Raw genomic sequence first — 24,641 nt, 5'->3', positions numbered from 1 at the left:
AACAATACTACTTGAGATAAAGTGTAAACATCATCAATCCGTCATCTAATTAGGCTATCATTGTAGCCCATTCTTCACTCCAGGGAAAAGGTTTTATCTATGCAATTACAAAAGCGCACTGTTTTCATCGTTTCTGATGGCACTGGCATCACTGCTGAGACTTTCGGACATTCAGTGTTGTCGCAGTTTACTCATAAATTTACCTTTCAACAAGAGCGTGAGCCTTTTGTGAATACGGTTGAACGCGCCCAAGAAATTGCGACACGAATTAATAGCACGGCTGAGCTGGATAAGCTACCGCCCATTGTTTTTAGCACCATTGTAGATGAGGACATTAACACTCACCTGCGCCATAGCAATTGCATCTATATGGATATTTTTGGGGCCTGTGTGCGCCAGCTAGAAGAGAGTCTACAGACCAAATCTAACCCGGCGATCGGTCGTTCGCATGTGAGTGCCAGTTCCGACGAATATCGTCGTCGCATTGAAGCGATCAACTTCACGCTGGCCCATGATGACGGTCAGTTTGTGCATGATTTAGAGCATGCGGACGTGATTTTTGTTGGTGTTTCACGTTGTGGTAAAACCCCAACAAGTTTATACCTGGCTATGCAGTATTCAATTAAGGCGGCAAATTTTCCTTTAATTCCCGAGGATTTTGACCGCGGCACCTTACCAGATACCTTATTACCGCACCGTCATAAGCTCTTTGGCTTATCGATTAATCCTGAGCGTTTGTACGAGGTACGACAAGAGCGTCGTCCTGGTAGCGCCTATGCCGAACTCGATCAATGTAAATATGAGGTGGCTGAAGCGGAGCGGATGATGCGTCGTGAAAATATCGCATGGCTATCAACCACCACCAAATCCATTGAAGAAATCTCAACCACGGTCTTAAAAATTCTTAATCTTGACCGTAAAAGCTACTAGCTAATTGGGCTAAACGCTGTCTACGTTGCTCAAATAAAATAATGCCACAAGCCACTGCCACGTTTAAGGATTCGACCGCCTCAGCTTGAGGAATAAAAACTTCCGCCGTGGCTTGTGCTAATAACTCTCGACTCACGCCCTGCCCTTCATTACCCAAGAGCCAAGCACATTCCCTAGCCAAATCCAGCGCATACAAGGACCTGGCTGCATCACTTAAGGCAGTGGCATAAATTGGTAGCTTGAGCTTATTTACTAAGACCGTTAAATCTACCTCAGTAAAAATAGTGATCGCAAAATGTGCACCCTGAGCACTACGTAACACTTTCGGCGACCATGCTTTGACCGTGCCACTGGAGAGTACTAACTGCTTAATACCGGCTGCCGCCACGGTACGGATGATCGTGCCCAAATTCCCCGGATCCTGCACCCTATCAACTAGAACCATGGTTTTGTCCACTAAAAGCTCATCCAAGGGGCGTTGCGCTGGCTCAATTAAAAAGATCACCCCTTGCGGACTCGGCACATCACATAATTGCTTAAATAACTGATCCGCTAATATCGTAGGGCTAGTATTTAAGCACTGATAGAGCTGCATTAGTTCACTATTCGCCTCATTAGCCGCCTTACTTAAGGCAGAGGCTTGAAAAATGGCTGCTTTTAGCTGCCAACCATCCGCCTTAGCTAAAAAATCCTGACACAAATGAATCCCTTCCAACAAGCACAGTGCTTTTTCTTTATTCTGTGAGATTTTAACTAAGCGCTTAAAAAAGGCATTGTTTTTTGAATCGATTAGCTTAGCGTCAGAAAACATAATACAACTCCTAGGACGAGGAATGCTAAAGGCACTATGATTGTGGCTGCTGCAAAAAACGCTTAATAGGGGCAAAGCTTTGTCGGTGAATAGGACATGGTCCCAATGCTTCAAGCCGACTTAAATGTAGTTTGGTAGCATAGCCTTTGTGCTGAGCAAAACCATAATCGGGATATTGTGCATCCAAGGCATAAAGCTCTGCGTCCCTTGCGGTTTTAGCAAGGATGGAGGCAGCAGCAATAGCCGGTACTGAATCATCCCCTTTCACAATGGCTTCAACGTGCTGAGTGCTTAACAGATTATCTGGCAGCGTTGCACGCATGGCTTTAGGAATTTGATTACCGTCAATTAATACATAATGATGGGCTTGCTTGATTCCCTGCCAAGCACGCGTCATCGCCAACATTGTGGCTTCTAAAATATTCAAGCGATCAATTTCTTCAACGCTAGCCGAAGCGATACTCCAGGCTAGCGCTTGCGCTTTAATTATTGTTGCTAAATAATCACGCTTTTTTTCAGAGAGCTTTTTGGAATCCATTAAGCCCTCGATTGCTTTATTCGGATCTAAGATCACTGCGGCGGCAAACACCGAACCAGCTAAAGGTCCTCTGCCCGCTTCGTCAATACCAACGATTAGCACGCCTGCATCGAGCTTCATCGGATTGAAAGTTTTAATACTAGACATAATCACTATCGGGCAGTGGCAACTTGCCAAATCCTTTCTGCGGCCAAACGAGGAGTATCAATGGCTAGGGTGTTATAAAGCGCTTCAAATTTTGCCTTGGTGGCTGCGATATATGCTTTATCTTCGAGCGCACGCACACAAGAAGCCATTAGCTGTTCGGGCGTCACTGCCTCCTGTAAGTGCTCCGGCACTGCAAACTCACGCAATAAAATATTAGGTAAACCTATCCATGGCAATAAGGGTGCCGACTGCCCCGATTTCCATGCCATAACCTTAACCATCAAAGGTGAAAGTATATAGGCAATAACCATCGGCTTTTTATATAGAGCCATTTCTAAGGATGCCGTGCCACTGGCTAATAGTGCAGCGTCACAGGCCTCCATCACATCACGCGAAACCGGTTGCTGAGCCTGCTTTTGTTCAAAAAGATGTAGATTTGGCAGGGTAATCCCCTTACTTAGCTCAATAAATTGCTGCTTACGCGCCTCATTCACTAGAGGTACGGCAAATTGCAGCTCGGGGTATTTTTGATGTAATTTTTGTGCGGTTTGTAAAAAAACCTGGCTCAACGCCTTTAATTCAGATTGTCGACTACCAGGTAAAATAGCCAACAATGGCTTATCTGGATCTAATCCTAAACGAATACGTGCCGCACGAGCATCTGGCGTCTTAGGGATTTGCTGGGCTAAGGGATGACCCACAAAAGTAACCGGCACCCCCTCTTTTTCATAAATATCGACTTCAAAGGGGAACAGCACCAACATATGATCAACGGCTCGCTTAATCTGTTCGATGCGTTGATAGCGCCATGCCCAGATCGAGGGACTAACAAATTGCACCGTCGGAATGCCGGATTTTTTAAGCTGCTCTTCTAGCCGTAAATTAAAGTCCGGTGCATCCACCCCCACAAAAACATCAGGCGCATGCGCCAAGGTCTTTTTCTTAAAGCCTTGATAAATTGATATTAGACGTGGTAACTGCTTGATGGCATCAATATAGCCGAATACCGATAAGGCATCCATTGGGTAATCCAAGGCCAAACCAGCTTCTTGCATATGCGGACCACCAATCCCACGAAATCTCAGTCCTTGCTCATGAGCTTTAAGACCTTCAATCACACGAGCCGCAAGCAAGTCCCCAGAGGGCTCACCTGCGACCATGGTAATCCTGTGTGTCATAATGCTTGATTAGCGACCGATGCCGCGAGCAGATGATTTTTCAAAAAAATCAATAAAGGGCTCCAATACCTTGGCCACATCCTCCGCACTGCTTTGTTGAAGCTTACGTATCTCCACCAAGGCATCCTCGATTTTCAGGCTGCGCAGATAAATATACTTATATGCTTCACGAATGGCTTGAATTTGTGTCGCCGTAAAGCCACGACGTCTTAAACCCTCAGAGTTAACACCAGCCGGTTTATAAGGTTGACCCGCACCCAAGACATAAGGTGGAATATCCTGACGAATAGCACTCATACCACCCGTCATACTATGAGCACCGATATGAGTAAACTGATGGGCAGCCGCTAATCCACCAATAATCGCCCAATCACCAATATGAATATGACCTGCCAATTGGATGCCATTGGACATGATGATCTCATTGCCTAACTGACAATCATGCGCAATATGTACATACGCCATAATCCAGTTATTATTACCAATCACGGTCACCCCGACATCCTGCACCGTACCGGTATTAATGGTAACGAATTCGCGGAACATATTACCATCGCCGATTTGCAGCGCTGTTTGCTCACCACCATACTTTTTGTCTTGGGGCACACCACCAATGGAGCAAAAACGATAAAAGTGATTGTTTTTACCGATGGTCGTTTTACCATCAATCACACAATGCTCACCAACCACCGTGTTTTCACCGATGGTGACATCTGCACCAATAATGGAGTAAGCGCCAACTTTTACACTTTCATGTAGCTTTGCGCCCTCATGAATGATTGCGGTAGGATGAATATTAGCCATAAAAACCTGTCTGAAAATCTCTATAAAAAGGTGTGCTTAACGCAAGACGAACTAATCTAATTTGCGAATCGCACACATAATTTTTGCTGAGGCCACCACATTGCCATCAACCCGAGCTTCGGCCGTGTACTTACAGAGTGCCTTACTAATACGATCAGCATTTACATGCAGCATTAGTTGATCGCCCGGCACGACCGGTGTACGGAAACGCGCATTATCCACACCCACGAGGTAGTAGGCGGTTTTTTCAGGATCCAAGGGCTTACCGTCTTCAGAGATAAAAGTAAATAAAGCGGCTGCCTGAGCCAATGCCTCCACAATTAAGACACCGGGCATCACTGGCATATGAGGAAAATGGCCTTGGAAAAACGGTTCATTAATGGTGACATTTTTAATGGCAACAATACTCTCACCCGGTACAATATCCAACACACGATCAACTAATAAAAACGGATATCTGTGTGGCAAACGGCTCATAATACCGGCGATATCTAATTGCAATTCTTGACTCATTTTTCTTTCCCAAACGATTTATTATTTTTAATAACTTGAATTTATTACGCTACATGACGCTGTATTAGAGCTTTTTTTCCAATTCTTGTACGCGTCGGCGCAGCTTATATAAATTTTTAATCACTGCTGCATTTTTTTGCCACTCGCTATGCTCTTCAATAGGATAAGCGGAGGTGTAGCGACCTGGTTTATTAATGCTGGACATCACGCCAGTAGCACCTGAAATATGGACATCATCAGCTAGCTCTAAATGCCCTGCCAGCATGGCTGCACCAGCTAAGGTACAACGCTTACCGATAATACTTGAACCCGCAACACCTACGCAGGCGGCCATGGCGGTATGATCACCGATCACGCAATTATGACCAATCATAATTTGGTTATCAAGCTTGACGCCATTACCGATAATGGTGTCGCCTAGGGCACCGCGATCAATGGAGGTACATACACCGATTTCTACATCATTACCCACGATCACATTACCAAATTGGGCAATACGGCACCAAGCGCCCTTTTCTACCGTATTATCAGGGGCAAAGCCAAAGCCATCGGCACCTAAGGTTGCATGACTGTGTAATAGACAACGATCGCCAATTTGCGTACCACGGTATAAAGTCACATGGGGATGTAAACGCGTATCTTTGCCAATGGAGGAGTTTTTGCCAATCACGCAATGCGCTCCAATCACGGAGCCACTGCCAATTTTCACACCTTCTTCAATCACCACATAGGGACCAATCGCCACACCCTCAGCAATTTCTGCTGTCGCATCAATGACTGCGGTAGGATGAATTACTTTAGGTACTAAATCAATGCGACTATCATCAAAGTATTGAGAAATTCGCGCATAGAGTAGATAGGGATCCTCACACACCACCACCACAAAAGGCACCGTAGCAGGCAGCTTATCAACGCCCTGTTGTGGCAGAATCACTGCACCCGCCTTAGTCTCTAGCAGTAGATTAAACATTCGCGGATTAGATAAAAAACTAATCTGCTCACTGCCCGCATGCGACAAAGAACCCAAGCCTCGAATCGTCGGCATCGCTTGCGTGCTAGTGTTTAAAATTGAATAGGCTAGCCCCTCGGTATTAACCTGTGCTAATAATTTATCTAAAGGAAGACTAAGGCTGTGTGACATAAGAAAAGAAACAACTATTTATTATCTAAGACGTTAATCACTTTATCAGTGATATCAATACGCTCACTAACAGTCACCGCATCTTGTAGAATTAAATCATAAGATTCAGAGGCGGCCAGTTCGTGAATGGCGACGTTTGCTTTTTCAACGATGGTTGAAAAGGCATCATTACGACGACGATTGAAATCCTCTTGGAATTCACGACGTTTACGCTGTAAATCCGTATCTAAGTCGGTTAACTCACGCTGTGCCTTGGAACGATCCGCATCAGACATCACCGGTGCATTTTTTTCAAAGTCCTCGTATTTTTTGCGTAGATTATCCGCTAACTTCTGCAACTCCTCGTCACGCTTACCAAACTCCTCCTCAATTTGAGTTTGAGCTTCTTTGGCAGGCTTAGAGTCACGCAGAATCTTTTCAGTGTTAACAAAACCGATTTTAATACCATCGGCGGTCACGGGCGCCTGCGCTTCTTGTGCCGATACGGCAGATGCAAAAGCCATGGAAGAAACAACGGTTGCAGACACTAAAAAAGATTGCAGCTTAGGCAAAATAAAGCCTTGGTTTGACGTAGTATTCATCTAATAAACACCTCTGATTGAAAAAATTTTAAAGGCGATGAGTCTTTATAAAAATAACATGATAAACGCTATAAAAAATCATCGCTAATTGTTTTTAAACAGTTTGTAACGACTCGCTGCTTAGAAAGATGTACCAATTTGGAACTGGAACTGTTGTTTCTCATCACCTGGTTTAGATTTAATCGGTTTAGCGTAAGAGAGCTCCAAAGGGCCTAAAGGTGACTGCCATGATAAACCCACGCCTGCGGAGTAGCGCCAACCGCATGGATCCTCTACCACCCCGCCATAGCGTGAGCTACCAGTATAGCAAGTGGTGGAGCCGGTTGTGGTGACCTTACCCGCATCGGCAAACACAAACCAACGCAAGGTACGATCCTGATTGGTGCCAGGGAACGGTAGGTATAGCTGTACATTCGCTAACACACGACTAGAACCACCTAGATAGTCACCAGACACCGGGTCACGCGAACCGAGTGAAGCTCCCTCATAACCTCGCACTGAACCGATACCACCAGCGTACATATTCTTAATGACCGGGAAGGGTTTATTTTTATTAAATGAACGACCATAATCCACAGCCGCATTAAAGGCAAGGGTAAAGCTCTTACCCAAAGGCATATAGTACTGTCCGGAAGCACTGGTGATCCAATAGTTTAAATCACCCACACCAACCACCGCATCTAAACTTGTACGATAACCACGCGTTGGCGCTAATGCGCTATCACGCGTATCTTTGGTCCAACCGGCATTGAATAAGAACACATTACTCTTTTCACCGTAGTGCTTAACGAACTCACGATACGCCTCAGGAATGACAATGTCCTTAATTGTACGATCAGGTAGTGTAATGCGGTTTTGCTCAAAGGTAGCACCTAAGAAGATGCGATCATTTTCCGAAATCGGCACACCAAAATTCATACCAAAGCCGTAAGTACGAATTCTATAGGTACGCTCGTCCTGATCGTATACATAGTCGCTATAAGGACGATTTTCACGGAAATAAAGTGAGGTGGTACGACTAATGCCGCTGCGAGTGAAATAAGGATCGGTGTGGCTTAAGATAGCAGCACGATTATAGCGACCAGTATTTATCTGTAAACTTAAGTCGGTACCAGAGCCGAAAATATTATCCTGACTCACCCCTGCCATAAATGATAGCTTATCCGTCGAGCCATAGCCCACACCAAGGTTAATTAAACCAGTAGGCTTTTCTTTGACGTCCACATTGATATCAACCTGATCGTCAGTGCCAGCCACCGGCACTTGGGTAATATCAACGGTATTAAAATAACCTAAGCGATCAATGCGATCGCGCGAGGTACTTAGGCGTGCCTCATCATACCAAGCCGACTCCTGCTGGCGCATCTCACGACGAATCACCTGGTCACGTGTGCGCACGTTACCACCGATATTAATACGACGTACATAGATACGCTTGCCCGGACTAACAAAATACGTCACATCCACCTGTTGAGTCTCTGGATCGGTAATCGGATGCACATTCACATCAGCTAAGGCATAACCTAACTCACCTAAACGTAATTGAATCCGGCGCACCGTCTCTTGAGCACGGCTATTATCAAAGACCTGGCCCTCACGTTGCACAATCAATTGACGCAGCTCTTCATTTAAACCCAATAGATCACCAGCTAACTGCTGCTTACGAATGGTGTAAGGCTTACCCTCATCGACTGTAAAGTTAAGTGAGATATCCTTGCGGTCGGTTGAAAGACTTACCTGGGGTTGGCTAATATGAAAATCTAAATAACCGCGATTCAAATAAAAATCACGGATATTTTGCGTATCACGCTCCAATCCCTCACGCGTAAAGCGATGGCTACCAGTAAACCAGGTCATATACCCCGGTGTGGTTTGTACCATTTCTTTACGTAACGTGGAGGAACTGAAGGTATCGTTACCAACAAAGTTAATATCGCGAATACGGGCTCGACTACCCTCTTGCACCTGAAAACTAATGCCCACACGATTACCAGGTAAAGGGGTTAAAATATGATCAATTGAGGCACCATAATGCCCCTTAAGAATATACTGTGAGCGGATCTCATCCTTGGCGCGATCGAGTAAGGCTGGATCTAACGGTCTACCCTCACCAAAGCCTACCTCTAGTAAGCTACTATTTAGCTGCTTATCATTAAAAGCATTCATCCCCTCATAAATCACTGAGGTAATGATTGGACGCTCGACGACTTGAATATTAACAATACGATTATGCGTCGTGATATTTACATCATCAAATAAACCTGTGGCATAAAGACGTTGTACCGTATCTGTAGCCTGCGCTTCTGTAAAGGTACCGCCCACACCGACCGGCAAATAACTAAAGACCATCCCCGGCTCAGCACTTTGTAAACCAGTCACGCGAATATCCTGCACCACAAAAGGTGAAAAAGCCATACCCTTGAGTGGCAATAGCACTGCGAAGGAGAGTGCTGATAATTTCAATGCTAAGGATTTTTGGTTATGGGTAAAGTTAGGGCGTAAACGCATCAACAATCCTTTATCTCTAAAAAAACTGCCTAAGAATAAAAAGCGATAACGGCATCATAGAAAGCCGATTTACAAGTTTATGACAAATTAGCCAATCTTGTTAGCAAAGTCAAATAAAGTGTAAAACTACTCAATTATGCCACTTGATTAACGTGGATTTATCATTTTTTTACAAAAGTCTGAAAATATCGCTGCTAAAGGCCAATACCATCAATACTAAAAGAAGTAAATAGCCTAGTTGATGGATATGCTGCAGCACGACCTCAGGCAAGGGTCTACCACGTAAGCCCTCAATCACACAAATGACCATCTGGCCTCCATCTAAGGCCGGCACAGGGAGTAGATTAAGTACCCCAATGCTCAAACTAATCAAAGCAATAAATGAAATAAAAGGCCAAACCCCTGCTTGCGCTACCTTACCCGAATAATCGGCAATGGTAATCGGGCCACTTAGATTGCGCCAAGAAATATCACCTGTAACGATCTTGATGACGGCATTAACAGACATCGCAGCTAAATCATAAGTTTTACTGATAGCACGACTAACACTATCCACCAGCCCATAACGCACCGTAATCGTCGGCAAGTCAGCCGCTAGGCGCACACCAGCTCGCCCAACGCTTTGTCCCTCGCTAGTGACCCGTTCTGGAGTAATAGCGAGCTGTAGCAAAGCTCCATCTCGTTCCACAGATAAACACAGAGACTGTTCAGGATGCGCTTTAAACGCTTGCATCAAAGCAGCCAGACCGAAGCTGTCATCTGCTGGTGCTTCAGGCGTATCACCGCTACTAACGGCAGGTACAGGCTCACAAAAACCGCTGATAATATCGCCCTCACGCAAGCCTGCTTGAGCAGCCGCACTATCTGCAATCACCTCCATCACCTTAACCCGTGTGGTATCCAGTATCAGACCGCTTTCACGCATTAAATCTCGATTTTCCAGGGTGCCATCCACTGAGTTAAAGCGAAGCAACAGATTCTCTCTAGGATAGGAAGCTAAGCGCTGTGTTAAATCGCTCATATGATCCGCTAAGGAGTGGCGATCCACTTGCCGAATCACGCTCAACTGCGTCTCGCCGCCAAAATGCATGGGTTCCAATAATGCTTCACTCACCTGAGTCCAACTGTAGCCCGGTTTACCATTCACCGCCACAATTAAGTCATGCCGGCGCAAACCGGCCTCTGCTGCTAGCGACGCCGCAGGCGGTTCAGCTAAGATGGCCACCACCTGTTGTTCACCCTTAAGATTCAGTCCGGTATAAATTAGAATAGCCAAAATAAAGCTAAATAAGGGACCAGCCGCATAGACCACAAAGCGATGCCACGGTGAGACTGCCTCAATCGGTTTAGCAGGCAAGCCCTCAGGCCTATCCATTAAGGCGCCATATTGCTCCGAGGCAACCGATAAGGGCTTCACATAACCACCCAGGGGTAAGGCACTCAGCACCCATTCGCAGCCCCGATGATCGGTTTTTTTATAAATCACCTGACCAAAACCAAGTGAAAAACGCTCTACATGAATACCAAAAAGACGACACGCCAAATAATGTCCCCATTCATGAAAAACGACGACAATACTGATGGTGATTAAAAAACTAATAACAGTGCTTAGCATGAAAAAAGTTAAGTAAGCTAATTAAAATAATACATCCTTGCGCTATCAGCGCTTAAACGCATTCGCTGCGCTAGCACGCCTTTAGGCGCTAAATTGCATTAAATGTGCGGTGGCCTGACGACGCACCTCATGGTCTAGGGCATGCACGGCTTCAATCGAATCGACCGTATAAGACCAGTTTTGTTCCAACATCAGCGCAATCAAACGCGCTATATCAGTAAAGCGAATACGCCGATCTAAAAAGGCGGCAACGGCGATTTCATTCGCCGCATTTAATACAATAGTACTTTGCTGCCCCGCATTCATGGCTTGATAGGCCAAATCCAAACAGGGATAACGAGCCAAATCCGGCAGTCTGAAATTCAACTGACACAAATCACTTAACTCAAAGTCCGGCGCCTGATTAGTAAGCCGCTCTGGGTAAGCTAAGGCATAGGAAATCGGGATACGCATATCCGAGTGACCTAATTGAGCTAGAATCGAGCCATCCACATAATGCACCATGGAGTGGACAATGCTTTCTGGGTGTACCACCACCTTAATTTTTTCTAAGGGCATGTCAAATAGCCACTTCGCCTCAATCACTTCCAGTCCCTTATTAAGCATGGTCGCCGAGTCGACGGAAATCTTACGACCCATGGACCAATTAGGATGCTTACAGGCTTGCGCTGGCGTTACCCTATCCAGTAAGCTAAGATCTGTATCTCTGAAGGGGCCACCCGAAGCGGTTAGAATGATCTCCTTAATCTGTGAGGCTTGAATGGGCCGTGTCATGCATTGGAAAATCGCATTATGCTCACTATCGATAGGCAGTAATTGCGCCCCACTCTGCTTTACCGCTTCCATAAACAGCTGACCCGAAGCAACCAAAGCCTCCTTATTGGCCAACAAAATACGCTTACCCGCTTGGGCAGCAGCAAAAGCAGAGGCTAGGCCAGCACTACCAACAATAGCGCAAACAACGGTATCAACCGCCGTATCAGTGGCTGTATCAACTAAGGCCTCAGCACCAAGACGGATTTCAGGTAGCGGCTGATTACTAGGCCATGACGCAATGAATTGTTGCCGCGCTGCCGCATGCGGTAGGACTAAGACCTTGGGTTGATGCTTAATACTGAGGGCAACTAGCTTCTCAACTTGGCTAAAGGCACTCATGGCGTATACTTCAAAAGCCTCAGGGTGGCTTGCAATCACATCTAAGGTGCTTTCACCGATTGAGCCAGTCGCGCCAAGTATGCAAATCCGTTGAGCTTGTGCCATCTAGATCACCCCTGATATCCTAAACTTGAAATAAATAGATTAATAAAAAGGTTAATGGTGTGACTACCAACGCTGAATCCAAGCGATCCCAGACCCCGCCATGACCGGGTAAGATTCGACTAGAGTCCTTAAGACCGGCACGGCGCTTCATCAGCGATTCGTATAAATCGCCCATAATTGAATAAATGCTGAGTACACACGCACTCAACACCACGACAAAGAGATTGCTTTGCTGTAATAAGATACCACCAAAGGAACTGGGGCTGACATAAGCACTCAGCACTAACCAAATTGTTGCTGCCGCAATACCGCAAAGAGCACCAGAGCGAGTTTTGCCCGGACTGATGGCCGGCGCTAATTTAGGGCCACCAAAATAGCGTCCACCAAAATAAGCAAAACTATCGGCACACCATATTAAGATAAAATAGGACAACACAAACCAAGAGCCTAAATATTGCACAAAAAACACCAAGGCCAAGGCGGTCGCAGCAACTGTGAATAAACCAAAGAGGCTATGAAAAACGGGCTGTGCTTTACGATCCGTTTGTGCCCTAGCTAAGACAAAAGGCACAATCACTAACCAGATAAAGGCACTAATCACACTAAAAATAAAGCCTAATTCAAATAATAGGCTCGCCGTCAACGGCGCACTGTCCGCAACACCTGTCGGTAGCTTTAACGTAACATAAATTGCGAGCAGGGTCAGCCCAGCAGCCACGGCATAAGCAGCCATTTGATAGCGTGTATCCATGCTGATACGCCACCATTCTGCCAAGGTTAAACCTGAGGCAATCACACAAAAAATGGCAAAATAAACACTTTGCTCTAGCGCTAACAACACGGCAAGTATTAATAATAAAACCACTGCCGTTATCAGGCGTTCACGCAACATAACACTCTCAACCGTGGAAATAAACTAGCTTAATAATTGAGCACTGGTCTGCCCAAAACGACGTTCACGCCCAGCATACCAAGCCAAGGCCTCATCCAGATGTTCAGCCTTGATATCCGGCCAATACGTCGAAGTAAAGTAAAGCTCAGTATAGGCTAATTGCCAAATTAAAAAATTGGAAATCCGCTGCTCACCGCCAGTACGAATAAATAAGTCGGGCTCGGGTGCCCACGCCATGCTGAGATAGCGATCAAAGACCGCCTCATCCACCACAGTGTCGGGATGCGTACCATGCGCCTGCATATAGCGTTGAAATGCAGTCAAAATGTCCCAACGACCACCATAGTTTGCGGCGATGGTGAGATGAAGTAAGTCATTATCCTTGGTACGCTCTTCGGCTTCTGCAATTAAGTGCTGAATTTGCGGACTAAAGGCGCTAATATCACCCACAACGCGTAAGCGAATCCCGTTTTTATGCAGATTATTGACCTCTTTTTGCAAAGAACGCAAAAAAAGGCGCATCAATAAGTCCACCTCTTCTTTAGGACGGCGCCAATTTTCAGAACTGAAACTAAATAAGGTCAGGTACTTAATACCCTTGTCACCACAATAACGCACAATACGACGCACCGCATTAACGCCTCGAATATGGCCTGCGGTACGTGGTAAATGACGCTCAGTCGCCCAGCGACCATTACCGTCCATCACCACAGCGAGATGCTGCGGAATGGCGGATACGGCAGGCACAGCCTGCGTTGAACTAATCATTGACACCTACAAATGGAGATAATAACTGCACTAAACAGTCATCACCTCTTCCTCTTTGCGTGCAATTAAGGCATCAATCTCTTTGACGAACTTATCAGTTAAGTCCTGCACCACGGTTTGATAGCGACGCTCGTCATCCTCAGAGATCTCTTTGTCCTTGACCAAATTCTTAAGACCGTCATTGGCCTCACGGCGTAGGTTACGGATAGCGACTTTTGCATCTTCGCCTTCAGCACGCACAACGCGAGTTAATTCACGACGACGCTCTTCAGTTAAAGCTGGCATCGGCACCCGAATTAAATCACCGATAGGCACAGGATTTAAGCCTAAGTCTGACTCACGAATCGCCTTTTCAACCACGGAAAGCATATTTTTCTCCCATGGCTGTACACTTAAGGCACGCGCATCAATCACGGTGACATTGGCTACTTGGCTAACAGGCACCATGGAGCCGTAGTAATCCACCTGCACATGGTCTAATAGACCGCTGTGGGCACGGCCAGTGCGGATTTTGGCTAGATTCGTCGTTAAACTCTCGATTGATTTACCCATACGGCTTTCAGCCGATTTAATAATCTCACTTGTACTCATACGTTTTATCTCTTTACTAATTATTCTTAAACTAGACGTGCACCAAGGTACCCTCATCCTCACCACGAATCACACGCTCAAGGGCGCCAGGCTTATTGATGGAGAAGACATTAATGGGTAACTTTTGATCACGGCATAAAGCAAAGGCCGTTGCATCCATCACCTCAAGGCGCTTAGCGATCGCCTCGTCAAAGGTGATATTGCTATAACGGGTAGCTTTAGGATCCTTATTAGGGTCGGCGCTATAGATACCATCTACCTTAGTTGCTTTAAGTACGATTTCAGCACCAATTTCAGCACCACGTAGGGCCGCAGCCGTGTCCGTGGTAAAGAATGGGTTACCCGTACCGCCGGCAAAAATCACCACCTTGTGTTCTTCCAAATAGCGTAAAGCCTTTGGACGAATATAAGGTTCAACCACCTGATCAATACTGATGGCAGATTGCACACGCGCCACCACATCATGACTCTTAAGCGCATCCTGCAGTGCTAAGGCATTCATCACCGTGGCTAACATACCCATGTAGTCAGCCGTTGCTCTATCCATACCCTGAGCACCTGGCGCTACTCCCCGGAAAATATTACCACCACCGATAACAATTGCTAATTCCACACCCATCTTGGCGATTTCAGCTACCTCTTGGGTCATGCGGCTAATGGTCTGACGATTAATACCAAAAGCATCATCACCCATCAACGCTTCGCCGGAAAGCTTTAATAAGACTCGTTTATAAGCTATTTCACTACTCATTTGCGCACCATATAAAAAGACTTGCCCCATTTTATCAAAGATTACTGCTCGAATAAGGTCAAGCATAAAAAAACCGAGATCTTATAAATCTCGGTTTCTATGATTATCAGCCGACCAAGTAACTAGCGGCTGATAATTAAGCGATAGAATTACAGTGAAGACTGAGCAGCGGCTACTTCAGCAGCAAAATCCTCTTGCTTTTTCTCGATCCCTTCACCAACCACGTACAGCGTAAAGGCTTTTACAGAACCGTTATTCGCTTTAAGCATTTGAGCTACGGATTGCTTATCGTCCTTAACAAAAGGCTGAGATACTAAGGCAACCTCTTTGAGGAATTTAGCAACAGTACCCTCAACAATACGCTCGATAATATCGGCAGGTTTACCATCTTCTTCAGCTTTTTGCTTGGCTACTGAGCGCTCTGCTTCGATTAACTCGGCCGGTACACCCGCTTCATCTAAGGCTTTAGGACGAGAGGCAGCAACGTGCATGGCAAGATCCTTACCAACCTCATCCGCACCGCTGAAATCAACTAGTACACCAATACGACCACCGTGGTTGTATTGCGCTAATTTATCCTCAGTCTCAAAACGCTCAAAGCGACGTACAGAGATATTTTCGCCAATCTTACCAACTAAAGCCGCACGCACAGATTCAACCGTACCGTCACGGAAAGGTGTTGCATTTAAAGCCTCTAAATCAGCAGGATTCGTTTCTGCAACAAGCTTAGTCACATCATTAACAAAGGCGATAAAATCATCGTTTTTAGATACGAAGTCAGTTTCGCAGTTAACCTCAACTAGCGCACCAGTTTTAGCGTCATCAGCAACATAAATACCGACTAAGCCTTCAGCCGTAATACGGCTAGCAGCTTTGCTGGCTTTATTACCTAATTTAACACGCAAAATCTCTTCTGCACGCGCCATATCGCCGTCAGCTTCAGTTAAAGCCTTTTTACACTCCATCATTGGTGCGTCGGTTTTTTCACGTAGTTCTTTCACCATTGCAGCGGTAATTGCAGCCATGTAATTCTCCAAAAGTAAAAAAAAGCCCCGTATCGAAAGACGGGGCTATTCATTGTCTCTATTAGAACAGCCCAACTGTTCCAGTCAAATGTACCCTAATTTAATGACAAAATTAAGGCGTTATAAAACAACTGAGTAAATTACTCTTCAGTTGAGTCTTCAGTCTCAACCACTTCCTCTTGCGCAGCTTCTTCTGCTTGCTGCTCATCTTGAAGCATCTCAACTAAAGCACCGTCACGCTCCTCACGACCGGCGATAATCGCATCCGCAACACCGCGCGCATATAAGGCGATGGCTTTTGCAGAGTCATCGTTACCCGGGATGATGTAGTCAATATTGTCAGGTGAGTGGTTAGTATCCACTACGGCAACAATCTTAATACCTAGAGTGCGAGCTTCCTGAATAGCAATCTTGTGGTAACCAACGTCAATTACAAAGATCACGCTAGGCAACTTAGCCATGTCCTTGATACCACCAATTGATTTTTCGAGCTTATCCAACTCACGCGTAAACATAAGCGCTTCTTTTTTGCTCATCAGCTCAGTGCTACCATCAGCCTCAGCCGCTTCCATATCTTTTAAGCGCTTCACTGAAGACTTAACTGTTTTAAAGTTAGTCATCATACCGCCTAACCAGCGGTTGTTAACATAAGGTGAACCAGCGCGCTCTGCTTCTGCAGCAATAATTTCACGCGCAGCGCGTTTAGTACCTACGAATAAGATTTCCTCACCGCGGGCAGCAGCAGCACGTAGGAATTCCATCGCTTCGATGTACTTTTGTACTGTCTTTTCTAAGTTAATAACGTGGATTTTGTTACGCTGACCGAAAATATAAGGAGCCATTTTCGGGTTCCAGTAACGAGTTTGGTGACCAAAGTGTACACCAGCTTCTAGCATTTCACGCATTAATGACATAATATCAACTCCAAAGGGTTTGGTCTTGTGTGGGCTCAGGATTGGCTTAAGCGATTAAACTAAAAAAGCTTATACCAACACCCTCGGGTGGCACACACGCGATTAAAAATAGTAAATGATTTAAAATGATACTTTCCACAGCCACTTTTAGAGTGATTTTGCCGTAGAAAATAAAGTGTATAATTATATACGATTGTTTAATATTTTGGAAACGATTTAATGGCAACCATAAAAAACTCTGACGATATTGCAAAAGTTCGTCGCGCCGCGCAGACAGCTGCCGGTATTTTAGACTATTTAACCCCTTTTATTAAGGCTGGGATCACTACTGCTGAGATTGAGCATCTAACTCGCGAAAGGATTAAGGAATTAGGCATTCGCTCGGCTACGGTCGGCTATGGTAACCCACCCTTTCCAGCGGCTATCTGCACCTCCATTAATCATGTGGTGTGCCATGGCATCCCTAGCGATAAAAAGCTCAAAGACGGCGATATCATCAACTTAGATATTACCATTGAAGAGGATGGTTGGTTTGGTGATACCAGTCGTATGTTTATGATTGGCAAGCCCTCCATCTTGGCTCTACGCCTCGTTCAGACCACGTTTGAATGCATGTGGAAAGGCATTCGTGCGGTCAAGCCTGGCGCCACCTTAGGTGATGTTGGTCATGCAATTCAAAGCCATGCCGAAGCTGCCGGTTTCTCTGTCGTACGTGACTATTGTGGGCACGGTATCGGACAGGTTATGCACGAGGATCCACAAGTACTACATTATGGTAAGCCTGGCACTGGCCTTAAATTAGAAAAAGGCATGGTATTTACGATTGAACCAATGATTAATGCCGGTAAATATCATACGTCTGTACTGGGCGATGGCTGGACCGTGGTCACCAAGGATCGTAGCCTATCCGCACAGTGGGAGCATCAATTAATCGTGACCGATGATGGTTACGAAGTCCTATCCACCTCACCCGGCATGCCTGAACCGCCCGCTGAGTAATTGCGATGAATCTCACCGCCCACAGCATTCAGTTTAAGCAGCAATTGCGTCAACAATACGATGCGGGAATTGCATTGTATAAGCAGGATCGGAGTCGTCCTGATCAATTGCTGCAGCAACTGAGTTGTATTGTAGACAAAGTCTTACATCAAATGGCGGCTCATTATCCCCTACCCGCCAATGCTGCCTTATGCGCCGTGGGAGGCTATGGTCGCGGTGAGTTATATCCTTGCTCAGATATTGATTTATTAATTCTACTAAATAGCCCACCAAGCCCTAGCGAGCAGGATCAACTGGAAGTATTTATCGCCACCTTATGGGATTTGGGGCTAGAGGTAGGCCATAGCGTACGCACCATTGATGAATGCGTAGAAGCCTCACAAAAAGACGTAACCATTGCCACCGGCTTATTAGAGTCACGCTGGCTGCTTGGTGAATCGGCGATTTTTCATAGACTACAACAACGTTTTAAGGCAGAATTTAATCCGGCCTCTTTCTACCGTGCCAAAGCCTTGGAGTACAAGCAGCGACATGCACGTTATGCCGACACGCCCTATGCTTTAGAGCCCAACTGCAAGGAATCGCCTGGTGGTATCCGTGATATTCAATTGATTCATTGGATTGCCCGTGCGGCTGGCATCAAGCCTTCGTGGCACCGCCTCGTCAGCGCGGGTTTGATGAGGGATAATGAAGCCTTGCAAATGAAAGCTGCGGAAAGCAATTATCAGCGCTTAAGAATTGAATTGCATCTACTTAATCGTAAAAATGACGACCGTTTGCTGTTCGATGTGCAAATTGCATTAGCGCGCGAGTTTGCCATTCAACCCGAAGCGAGTAAGCGTGCCAGTGAAGTACTGATGCAAAGATATTATCAAGATGCACGTACGGTCTATGTGATCACCGGCTTTATGATGCAGATTTTTGAAAGTTATTTTTTTGAAAATCGGGTTGAAACAGAGCAACTACTCGAGGGCGATTTTAAAATCATCGATGAGGAGCTAGATGTGATTCGGGAGGATGCTTTTTTACGTAAACCCCCGCTCCTCTTAAAAACCTTTTTAGTATTTCAACAGCACCCGCAAATCCAAACCATCTCCGTCAGAACCCAGCGTTTAATTTGGGACGCCGTCGATCGTATTGATGAGCAGTTTAGAAATAATCCGGTGAATCATTGGTTATTTTTGCAAATCTTAAAGCAACCAAAACGCATCGTGCAAAGCTTTCGCATGATGAATTATCTGAATGTCTTACCCGCTTATATTCCTGCTTTTGAAAAGGTGGTGGGTCAGATGCAACATGATTTATATCATGTCTATACCGTAGATCAACATTCACTGATGGTGATTCGTAATATTCGCCGCTTTACGATGCCGGAGTTTAGCGATGAAAATCCGCTAGCGCATCAATTGATGGAAAACTTTGAGGATCGCTGGCTGCTGTATATTGCTGCCTTATTCCATGATATTGCTAAGGGACGCGGCGGCGATCATTCAGAATTAGGGGCCAAGGAAGTTACCGCTTTTGCCAAGTTACACAATCTTGAGCAGGAAGAAATTGAGTTGCTCCAGTTTCTAGTTGCCGAGCATCTTCTGATGTCGAATGTGGCCCAAAAACGAGATTTATCTGATGAAAAAGTGATTCGTACGTTTGCTGCCCGTGTTGGTACACAAAGCCGGCTGGCTGCTCTTTATTTATTGACGGTGGCCGATATTCGTGGCACCAGCCCCAAGGTCTGGAATAGCTGGAAAGCGAAGTTGATTGAAAACCTCTATTACCTCTGCGCCAGTGCCCTGGGTGATAATAATTTTAATCGCAACAAATTTCTTGAACAGCGTAAAAAGGCAGCAGATGCCTTAATTAGAGCCGCTGGTATGAACGAAGATGAGCGCGAGCAATTTTGGTCCAAAATGGATAATGCCTACTTTCTTCGACATGAACCAGAGGATATTGCCTGGCATACCCTGCACCTGTATCAGCACACAAATACCGAGCATGCGATTGTTAGAGCGAGACCCACGGAGCGAGCGGACTCCATGCAAATACTGGTCTTTATTAAGGACCAGGATGCACTCTTTGAGCGCATTGCCTCCTACTTTCATGAGCAACAAATTAATATTTACGAAGCGCAGATTCATACTAGCATCAATGGCTATGCGCTGGACAGCTTCCTGGTTGAAAGCTCGCGCTTTGCGGGCGATGCTACTGGCTTTGCCAAAATCATTGAAGCTGAACTCGCTAAAAAACTGGATTTAGCACAACCCTTGGCAGAACCGGCGATTGATAATGAGCGCTTACCTACCACCTCGGCTGGGCAACGCCGCTCACGCAGCTTTCCGGTACGGCCTAGGGTGCAGCTTGATCGCGAAGAAAATGGACGCTACTGGCGCTTACAGCTAAATACCACCGATACCCCAGGCATTCTCTACAGCTTAGCCCATATTTTTAGTCAGTTTAAGATTAATTTACGCATGGCGCGCCTGCTCACCTTAGGCGAACGCGTAGAAGATATATTTATTATTCAGGGCGCTGCGTTGGAGAATTTGCAATCACAATTAGACTTTGAACGTGCTATTATGGAGACCTTAAATGAGCTCCTCCCATCCACCACACATCACACCGCAAATTAATGCTTTATTTTACTATTACCATTGGTAGTTTTTTACTGGTACTCGGTACCTTATTGCCGATCTTGAACCCGCTCTATGTGACACCAGTGTTTTGGACCATGACAGCGGGTGCAACCAAGGAATTGCGCCGCCTTATCGCTCGCAAGGTCGGTATTTACAGCTTTGTCATTTTATTAGTTTCTGCTCTCTTCGGTAATGTCTTTTTAAAAATGTTTGGCATCACTATCCCCATCGTGCAACTTGCTGGGGGCTTGATTGTGGTGCATGCGGGCTGGAAGTTACTCAATGCGGAGGACCCCGATAGCGGTCACCATGAAAAACTAGCCGATGATTTTACTATTGACAAGGTAAAGATGAAAGCGAGTACCTTTTACCCGCTCACCTTTCCCCTAACCGCAGGTCCCGGTTCCATTGCCGCAGCCATCACCGTAGGTGCCTCACTCAAGGGTAGTAGCGGCAGCACGGAGCAGGTGTTTGCGGTCTTTGGCATCATCTTGGGGTGCTTTACCATCGGCTTTTTACTGTATATGGCTAATCGCTTTGCGGTGCGCATTATGACTAAAATGGGTCAAACTGGCATGGCTGTGGTGATGCGTTTGGTCGCCTTTTTATTAATTTGTATTGGGATTCAGATTATGTGGAATGGACTATTCCAATTAATTGTCAGTATTCCCTTTGTGAGTAGAGCGTGATCTATGCCACTATCGCAACCTCGTTTACTTAATCTTATCGCCGTTGTTTGCATTGCCGCCGTGGTTTTTGCTGTCTTTAGCCAGCACGTACTAGGAATGCTACCTTGTGCTTGGTGTGTATTGCAACGCTTGATGTTTATTCTGATTGCCTTGATTTGTTTATTAGCAAATTTATCCAATTCACTGAGCTATCAAAAAATCATCAGCGCAATCGCGGCTGTTTTTTCTATTAGCGGTATGTGGGCAGCTTGGCATCAAGCCACTGTTGCCAGCCAAAGCTTTTCATGCGATATGAGCTTTGCTGATGTCTTCATCTCACGTTACACAGGCTTAGATAGTGCTATACCCTGGTTATTTGGTATTTATGCTACTTGCATGGACGCCGCCGTCACCCTCTTTGGGGTGGAGTATGCGCTTTGGGCTTTAATACTATTTGCGCTATTAACTATTGTTTTGATTTTTAGTTTGTTTAGAAAGGCTTAATTAGCTAATCAATAGCCAATGTTTTAGTACTACGCCTCGAACTCGTCTCTGCATTCATTAGGCTAAGAAGCTAAGTTAGGCCTTGCCATCTGCTATTTCTAAGGCGTAGCTAGGCTCTTAGCTTAGTCAGCAGTAAGGTCATAACCATACTCCTTCAATTCAACACATTAGCACCATCCCCGCTTCCTTCGCTACTTAAACTTCAAATGCCAAACATGCATTTACCTCATGCTCAAAAGACATTCTAAGTGATGAATTTAATCAATCTACGTCATTGCCATAGCCAAAAGAAGTAAAAGTTTGTATACTTTACCTTAAAGATGTATATTAAATACATCTTAGTTGTAAGTAAAAAAGCAAATACTGATTTACTTATTTTTTTAGTCCCGAGTTTACTCGGAATTTCCAAGGAGCGCCCTATGGGACAGTATAAAAAACTCTGGTGGACTCTGATAGCAACCCTCATGGTAACTTTATCTATTCTGGGTTACTACGGTGTCGAAATCTATCGCAATGTGCCACCCATGCCGGCACAGTTTAAGGTAGAAACTAGCGATCAAGTCCTCATGAGTAAAGAGGATATTTTGCGAGGTCAATCCGCATGGCAAAGTACCGGCGGCATGCAGATCGGTTCAATTTGGGGTCATGGCGCCTACCAGGCACCTGACTGGACTGCTGACTGGCTCCATCGTGAGTTATTAGCTTGGTTAGAACTAGCTGCTCAAGACGAGTATGGTCAGAGTTATGATCAGTTGGAACCTACCCAACAAGCTATTCTACAGACTCATTTAAAAGCCGAGTATCGTACAAATACATACGATGAAGCCACTGATTCTGTGACACTTTCTGAACGTCGTGTCCAAGCGATTCAAAATATAGCTGGTTACTATCAAGACCTCTATGGTGATGAGCCGAGCTTGCGATCATCTCGCGAGAGCTTTGCCATGAAGGAAAACACTTTGCCGGATCCTGAGCGCCGTGAAAGACTAACTGATTTCTTTTTCTGGACAGCATGGGCTGCAGCCACAGATCGTCCTGGTCATGACGTCACCTACACCAACAACTGGCCACCTGAACCACTCATTGACAACGTCCCTTCTGCTGAGAACATCGTCTGGTCGATTATTTCAATTATTTTTCTAGTCGCTGGTATCGGCTTTTTAGTCTGGGGCTGGGCTTTCTTGCGCAATGAAGAAGAAGACGATACGGTACCGCCTAAACGCGATCCGATTACTGCTATGGCACTGACTGACTCACAAAAAGCGCTATGGAAGTATGCTTTATTGACAGTCGTTTTATTTATCTTCCAGATATTTTTAGGTGGCGCCCTAGCGCACTATACAGTAGAGGGTCAACACTTCTACGGCATTGAACTATCTAAGTGGTTCCCGTATTCATTACTTAGAACCTGGCACCTACAAAGTGCTGTATTATGGATTGCCAGTGGCTTTCTGACAGCTGGCCTCTTTTTAACACCCATTATTAATGGTGCTAAAGATCCTAAGTATCAGCGCTTGGGTGTTAATATCCTATTCGCAGCCCTACTCATTGTAACGGTTGGTTCATTTATAGGTAACTACATCGCTATTGCCGGTCATATGCCTGAACACCTAAACTTTATGTGGGGACACCAGGGTTATGAATACCTAGATTTAGGTCGTGTATGGCAGTTCTTACTATTTGTCGGCATTGCCTTCTGGTTAGTTCTAATGATGCGTGGACTGATCAATGGCTTAAGACAGAAAGGTGACAAGCATTTACTAGCAATCTTTACTGCCTCTGTTGTTGCGATTGGTTTATTCTATGGCACTGGTTTATTCTATGGTGAACATACACCACTTCCGATCATGGAATACTGGCGTTGGTGGGTTGTACACTTATGGGTAGAAGGTTTCTTTGAAGTATTTGCTACCGCATCCTTAGCACTTGTCTTTGTATCACTCGGTTTAGTATCTAAACGCTTGGCCACTGTTGCCACACTTATTGCGGCCACACTATTCCTAGTAGGTGGTGTTCCTGGTACCTTCCACCACTTGTACTTTGCGGGCACTACAACCCCAGTCATGGCCGTTGGCGCAGCGTTTAGTGCATTAGAAGTGGTACCTTTGATCCTTTTGGGCTATGAAGCCTGGGAAAACTGGCGTCTTAAGGATAAGTCACCTTGGATGGAAAGACTACGTTGGCCGCTCATGTGTTTCGTGGCAGTTGCTTTCTGGAACATGCTTGGCGCAGGTGTTTTCGGCTTCCTCATTAACCCACCCATTTCTTTGTTCTACTTACAAGGCCTTAACACTACGCCGGTTCACGCACATGCGGCACTTTTTGGTGTCTATGGCTTCCTATCGCTCGGTTTTGTCTTGATGGTGCTACGTTATATACGTCCGAATATGGTATTTAGCGACAAACTGATGAGAATCGGCTTCTGGGGTTTAAACATTGGTTTAGTACTCATGATCGCCATCAGCTTGTTACCAATTGGTTTATACCAATTCTACGCAAGCGTGACTAAAGGGATGTGGTATGCACGTAGTGAAGGATTCTTACAACAAGATTTCTTAGAAACACTACGCTGGTTACGTACCATTGGTGATGTAGTCTTTATCGTAGGCGGTCTAGCTATTTTATTACAAGTAGTGAAAGGACTACTAGGCAAATCGGATTCTACAAGGCCAGAGCAAGTAGATGATGAAGCATTTAGCTGCTGCGGTGGTTGTGGTGGTCAAGCTCACGACACAGCAGTCCGCACTACCAAGGTGGAAACGCTGTAAGCCTAGTCCATAAACACTGAGCTGATATAATCAAAAAGCTAGAATCTAAAAAGCCGCTATTCACTGAATTTCAGGAGCAGCGGCTTTTATTTGCTCCCTTACTAA

The 24,641-nt window shown here is 45.5% G+C and carries 22 protein-coding genes; 6 read left to right on the top strand and 16 right to left on the bottom strand.

The window, feature by feature from the left end; genetic code table 11:
- The first annotated feature begins 99 nt into the window (after positions 1-99).
- Positions 100-930, top strand: coding sequence for a posphoenolpyruvate synthetase regulatory kinase/phosphorylase PpsR (ppsR, locus tag A3GA_RS0106735; protein WP_018026631.1), 831 nt, complete (start codon positions 100-102; stop codon positions 928-930).
- Here ppsR and A3GA_RS0106730 read toward each other — a convergent pair.
- The 16 genes from A3GA_RS0106730 to rpsB all read right to left on the bottom strand — a co-directional run bounded on the left by A3GA_RS0106730 (position 905) and on the right by rpsB (position 16,967).
- Positions 905-1,741, bottom strand: coding sequence for a TrmH family RNA methyltransferase (locus tag A3GA_RS0106730; RefSeq protein ID WP_018026630.1), 837 nt, complete (start codon positions 1,739-1,741; stop codon positions 905-907). The two genes, ppsR and A3GA_RS0106730, sit on opposite strands and share 26 nt — an antisense overlap.
- A 34-nt stretch (positions 1,742-1,775) precedes the next feature.
- Positions 1,776-2,426, bottom strand: coding sequence for a ribonuclease HII (rnhB, locus tag A3GA_RS0106725; protein WP_018026629.1), 651 nt, complete (start codon positions 2,424-2,426; stop codon positions 1,776-1,778).
- Positions 2,427-2,431: 5 nt separating this feature from the next.
- Complete coding sequence (gene lpxB / locus A3GA_RS0106720) at positions 2,432-3,604, bottom strand: lipid-A-disaccharide synthase (RefSeq protein WP_026156855.1); 1,173 nt, start codon at positions 3,602-3,604, stop codon at positions 2,432-2,434.
- Positions 3,605-3,613: 9 nt separating this feature from the next.
- Positions 3,614-4,408, bottom strand: coding sequence for an acyl-ACP--UDP-N-acetylglucosamine O-acyltransferase (lpxA, locus tag A3GA_RS0106715; RefSeq protein ID WP_018026627.1), 795 nt, complete (start codon positions 4,406-4,408; stop codon positions 3,614-3,616).
- A 51-nt stretch (positions 4,409-4,459) separates the two neighbouring features.
- Complete coding sequence (gene fabZ, locus A3GA_RS0106710; RefSeq protein WP_026156854.1) at positions 4,460-4,909, bottom strand: 3-hydroxyacyl-ACP dehydratase FabZ; 450 nt, start codon at positions 4,907-4,909, stop codon at positions 4,460-4,462.
- A 76-nt stretch (positions 4,910-4,985) separates the two neighbouring features.
- Positions 4,986-6,062 (bottom strand): UDP-3-O-(3-hydroxymyristoyl)glucosamine N-acyltransferase, encoded by a 1,077-nt coding sequence (lpxD, locus tag A3GA_RS0106705; protein ID WP_018026625.1) that lies wholly within the window; start codon positions 6,060-6,062, stop codon positions 4,986-4,988.
- Between the two features lie 14 nt (positions 6,063-6,076).
- Positions 6,077-6,643, bottom strand: a complete 567-nt coding sequence (locus A3GA_RS0106700) for an OmpH/Skp family outer membrane protein (protein WP_018026624.1) — start codon at positions 6,641-6,643, stop codon at positions 6,077-6,079.
- 120 nt (positions 6,644-6,763) lie between these two features.
- The gene (gene bamA, locus A3GA_RS0106695; RefSeq protein ID WP_018026623.1) at positions 6,764-9,151 is read right to left on the bottom strand and encodes an outer membrane protein assembly factor BamA; all 2,388 of its coding nucleotides are present in this window, start codon (positions 9,149-9,151) and stop codon (positions 6,764-6,766) included.
- 169 nt (positions 9,152-9,320) lie between these two features.
- A complete protein-coding gene (gene rseP, locus A3GA_RS0106690; RefSeq protein WP_018026622.1) occupies positions 9,321-10,766 on the bottom strand; it encodes an RIP metalloprotease RseP in 1,446 nt (481 codons plus the stop codon).
- An 81-nt stretch (positions 10,767-10,847) separates the two neighbouring features.
- Positions 10,848-12,026 (bottom strand): 1-deoxy-D-xylulose-5-phosphate reductoisomerase, encoded by a 1,179-nt coding sequence (gene dxr, locus A3GA_RS0106685; RefSeq protein WP_018026621.1) that lies wholly within the window; start codon positions 12,024-12,026, stop codon positions 10,848-10,850.
- A gap of 19 nt (positions 12,027-12,045) precedes the next feature.
- Positions 12,046-12,918: a phosphatidate cytidylyltransferase gene (locus tag A3GA_RS0106680; protein WP_018026620.1), complete on the bottom strand. Its 873-nt coding sequence runs from the start codon at positions 12,916-12,918 to the stop codon at positions 12,046-12,048.
- A gap of 24 nt (positions 12,919-12,942) precedes the next feature.
- Complete coding sequence (gene uppS, locus A3GA_RS0106675; RefSeq protein WP_018026619.1) at positions 12,943-13,686, bottom strand: polyprenyl diphosphate synthase; 744 nt, start codon at positions 13,684-13,686, stop codon at positions 12,943-12,945.
- Between the two features lie 30 nt (positions 13,687-13,716).
- On the bottom strand, positions 13,717-14,277 hold the full coding sequence (gene frr, locus A3GA_RS0106670) for a ribosome recycling factor (RefSeq protein WP_018026618.1): 561 nt from the start codon (positions 14,275-14,277) through the stop codon (positions 13,717-13,719).
- A gap of 31 nt (positions 14,278-14,308) precedes the next feature.
- Entirely contained in the window at positions 14,309-15,028 is a 720-nt protein-coding gene (pyrH, locus tag A3GA_RS0106665) for a UMP kinase (protein WP_026156853.1), read from the bottom strand.
- A gap of 149 nt (positions 15,029-15,177) precedes the next feature.
- Entirely contained in the window at positions 15,178-16,053 is an 876-nt protein-coding gene (tsf, locus tag A3GA_RS0106660) for a translation elongation factor Ts (protein WP_018026616.1), read from the bottom strand.
- Between the two features lie 140 nt (positions 16,054-16,193).
- On the bottom strand, positions 16,194-16,967 hold the full coding sequence (gene rpsB / locus A3GA_RS0106655; protein ID WP_018026615.1) for a 30S ribosomal protein S2: 774 nt from the start codon (positions 16,965-16,967) through the stop codon (positions 16,194-16,196).
- 219 nt (positions 16,968-17,186) lie between these two features.
- On the opposite strand from rpsB, the gene map reads away from it, so the two are divergent.
- The 5 genes from map (at position 17,187) to A3GA_RS0106630 (ending at position 24,536) form a co-directional block, all read left to right on the top strand.
- Positions 17,187-17,966, top strand: coding sequence for a type I methionyl aminopeptidase (gene map, locus A3GA_RS0106650; protein ID WP_018026614.1), 780 nt, complete (start codon positions 17,187-17,189; stop codon positions 17,964-17,966).
- A gap of 5 nt (positions 17,967-17,971) precedes the next feature.
- Positions 17,972-20,593 carry a [protein-PII] uridylyltransferase gene (locus A3GA_RS0106645; protein ID WP_018026613.1) on the top strand — a complete coding sequence of 874 codons (2,622 nt, stop codon included), beginning with the start codon at positions 17,972-17,974 and terminating at the stop codon, positions 20,591-20,593.
- The gene (locus A3GA_RS0106640) at positions 20,593-21,285 is read left to right on the top strand and encodes a MarC family protein (RefSeq protein ID WP_018026612.1); all 693 of its coding nucleotides are present in this window, start codon (positions 20,593-20,595) and stop codon (positions 21,283-21,285) included. The genes A3GA_RS0106645 and A3GA_RS0106640 overlap by 1 nt, the downstream gene beginning before the upstream one ends.
- A 3-nt stretch (positions 21,286-21,288) precedes the next feature.
- Positions 21,289-21,768 (top strand): disulfide bond formation protein B, encoded by a 480-nt coding sequence (locus A3GA_RS0106635; protein ID WP_018026611.1) that lies wholly within the window; start codon positions 21,289-21,291, stop codon positions 21,766-21,768.
- 419 nt (positions 21,769-22,187) lie between these two features.
- Positions 22,188-24,536, top strand: a complete 2,349-nt coding sequence (locus tag A3GA_RS0106630; RefSeq protein ID WP_051052501.1) for a nitric-oxide reductase large subunit — start codon at positions 22,188-22,190, stop codon at positions 24,534-24,536.
- The last annotated feature ends 105 nt before the right edge of the window (positions 24,537-24,641 follow it).

This window comes from Oligella urethralis DSM 7531 (assembly GCF_000372065.1).
GTDB lineage: Bacteria > Pseudomonadota > Gammaproteobacteria > Burkholderiales > Burkholderiaceae_B > Oligella > Oligella urethralis.
This window is presented reverse-complemented; position numbering and strand designations above follow the sequence as displayed.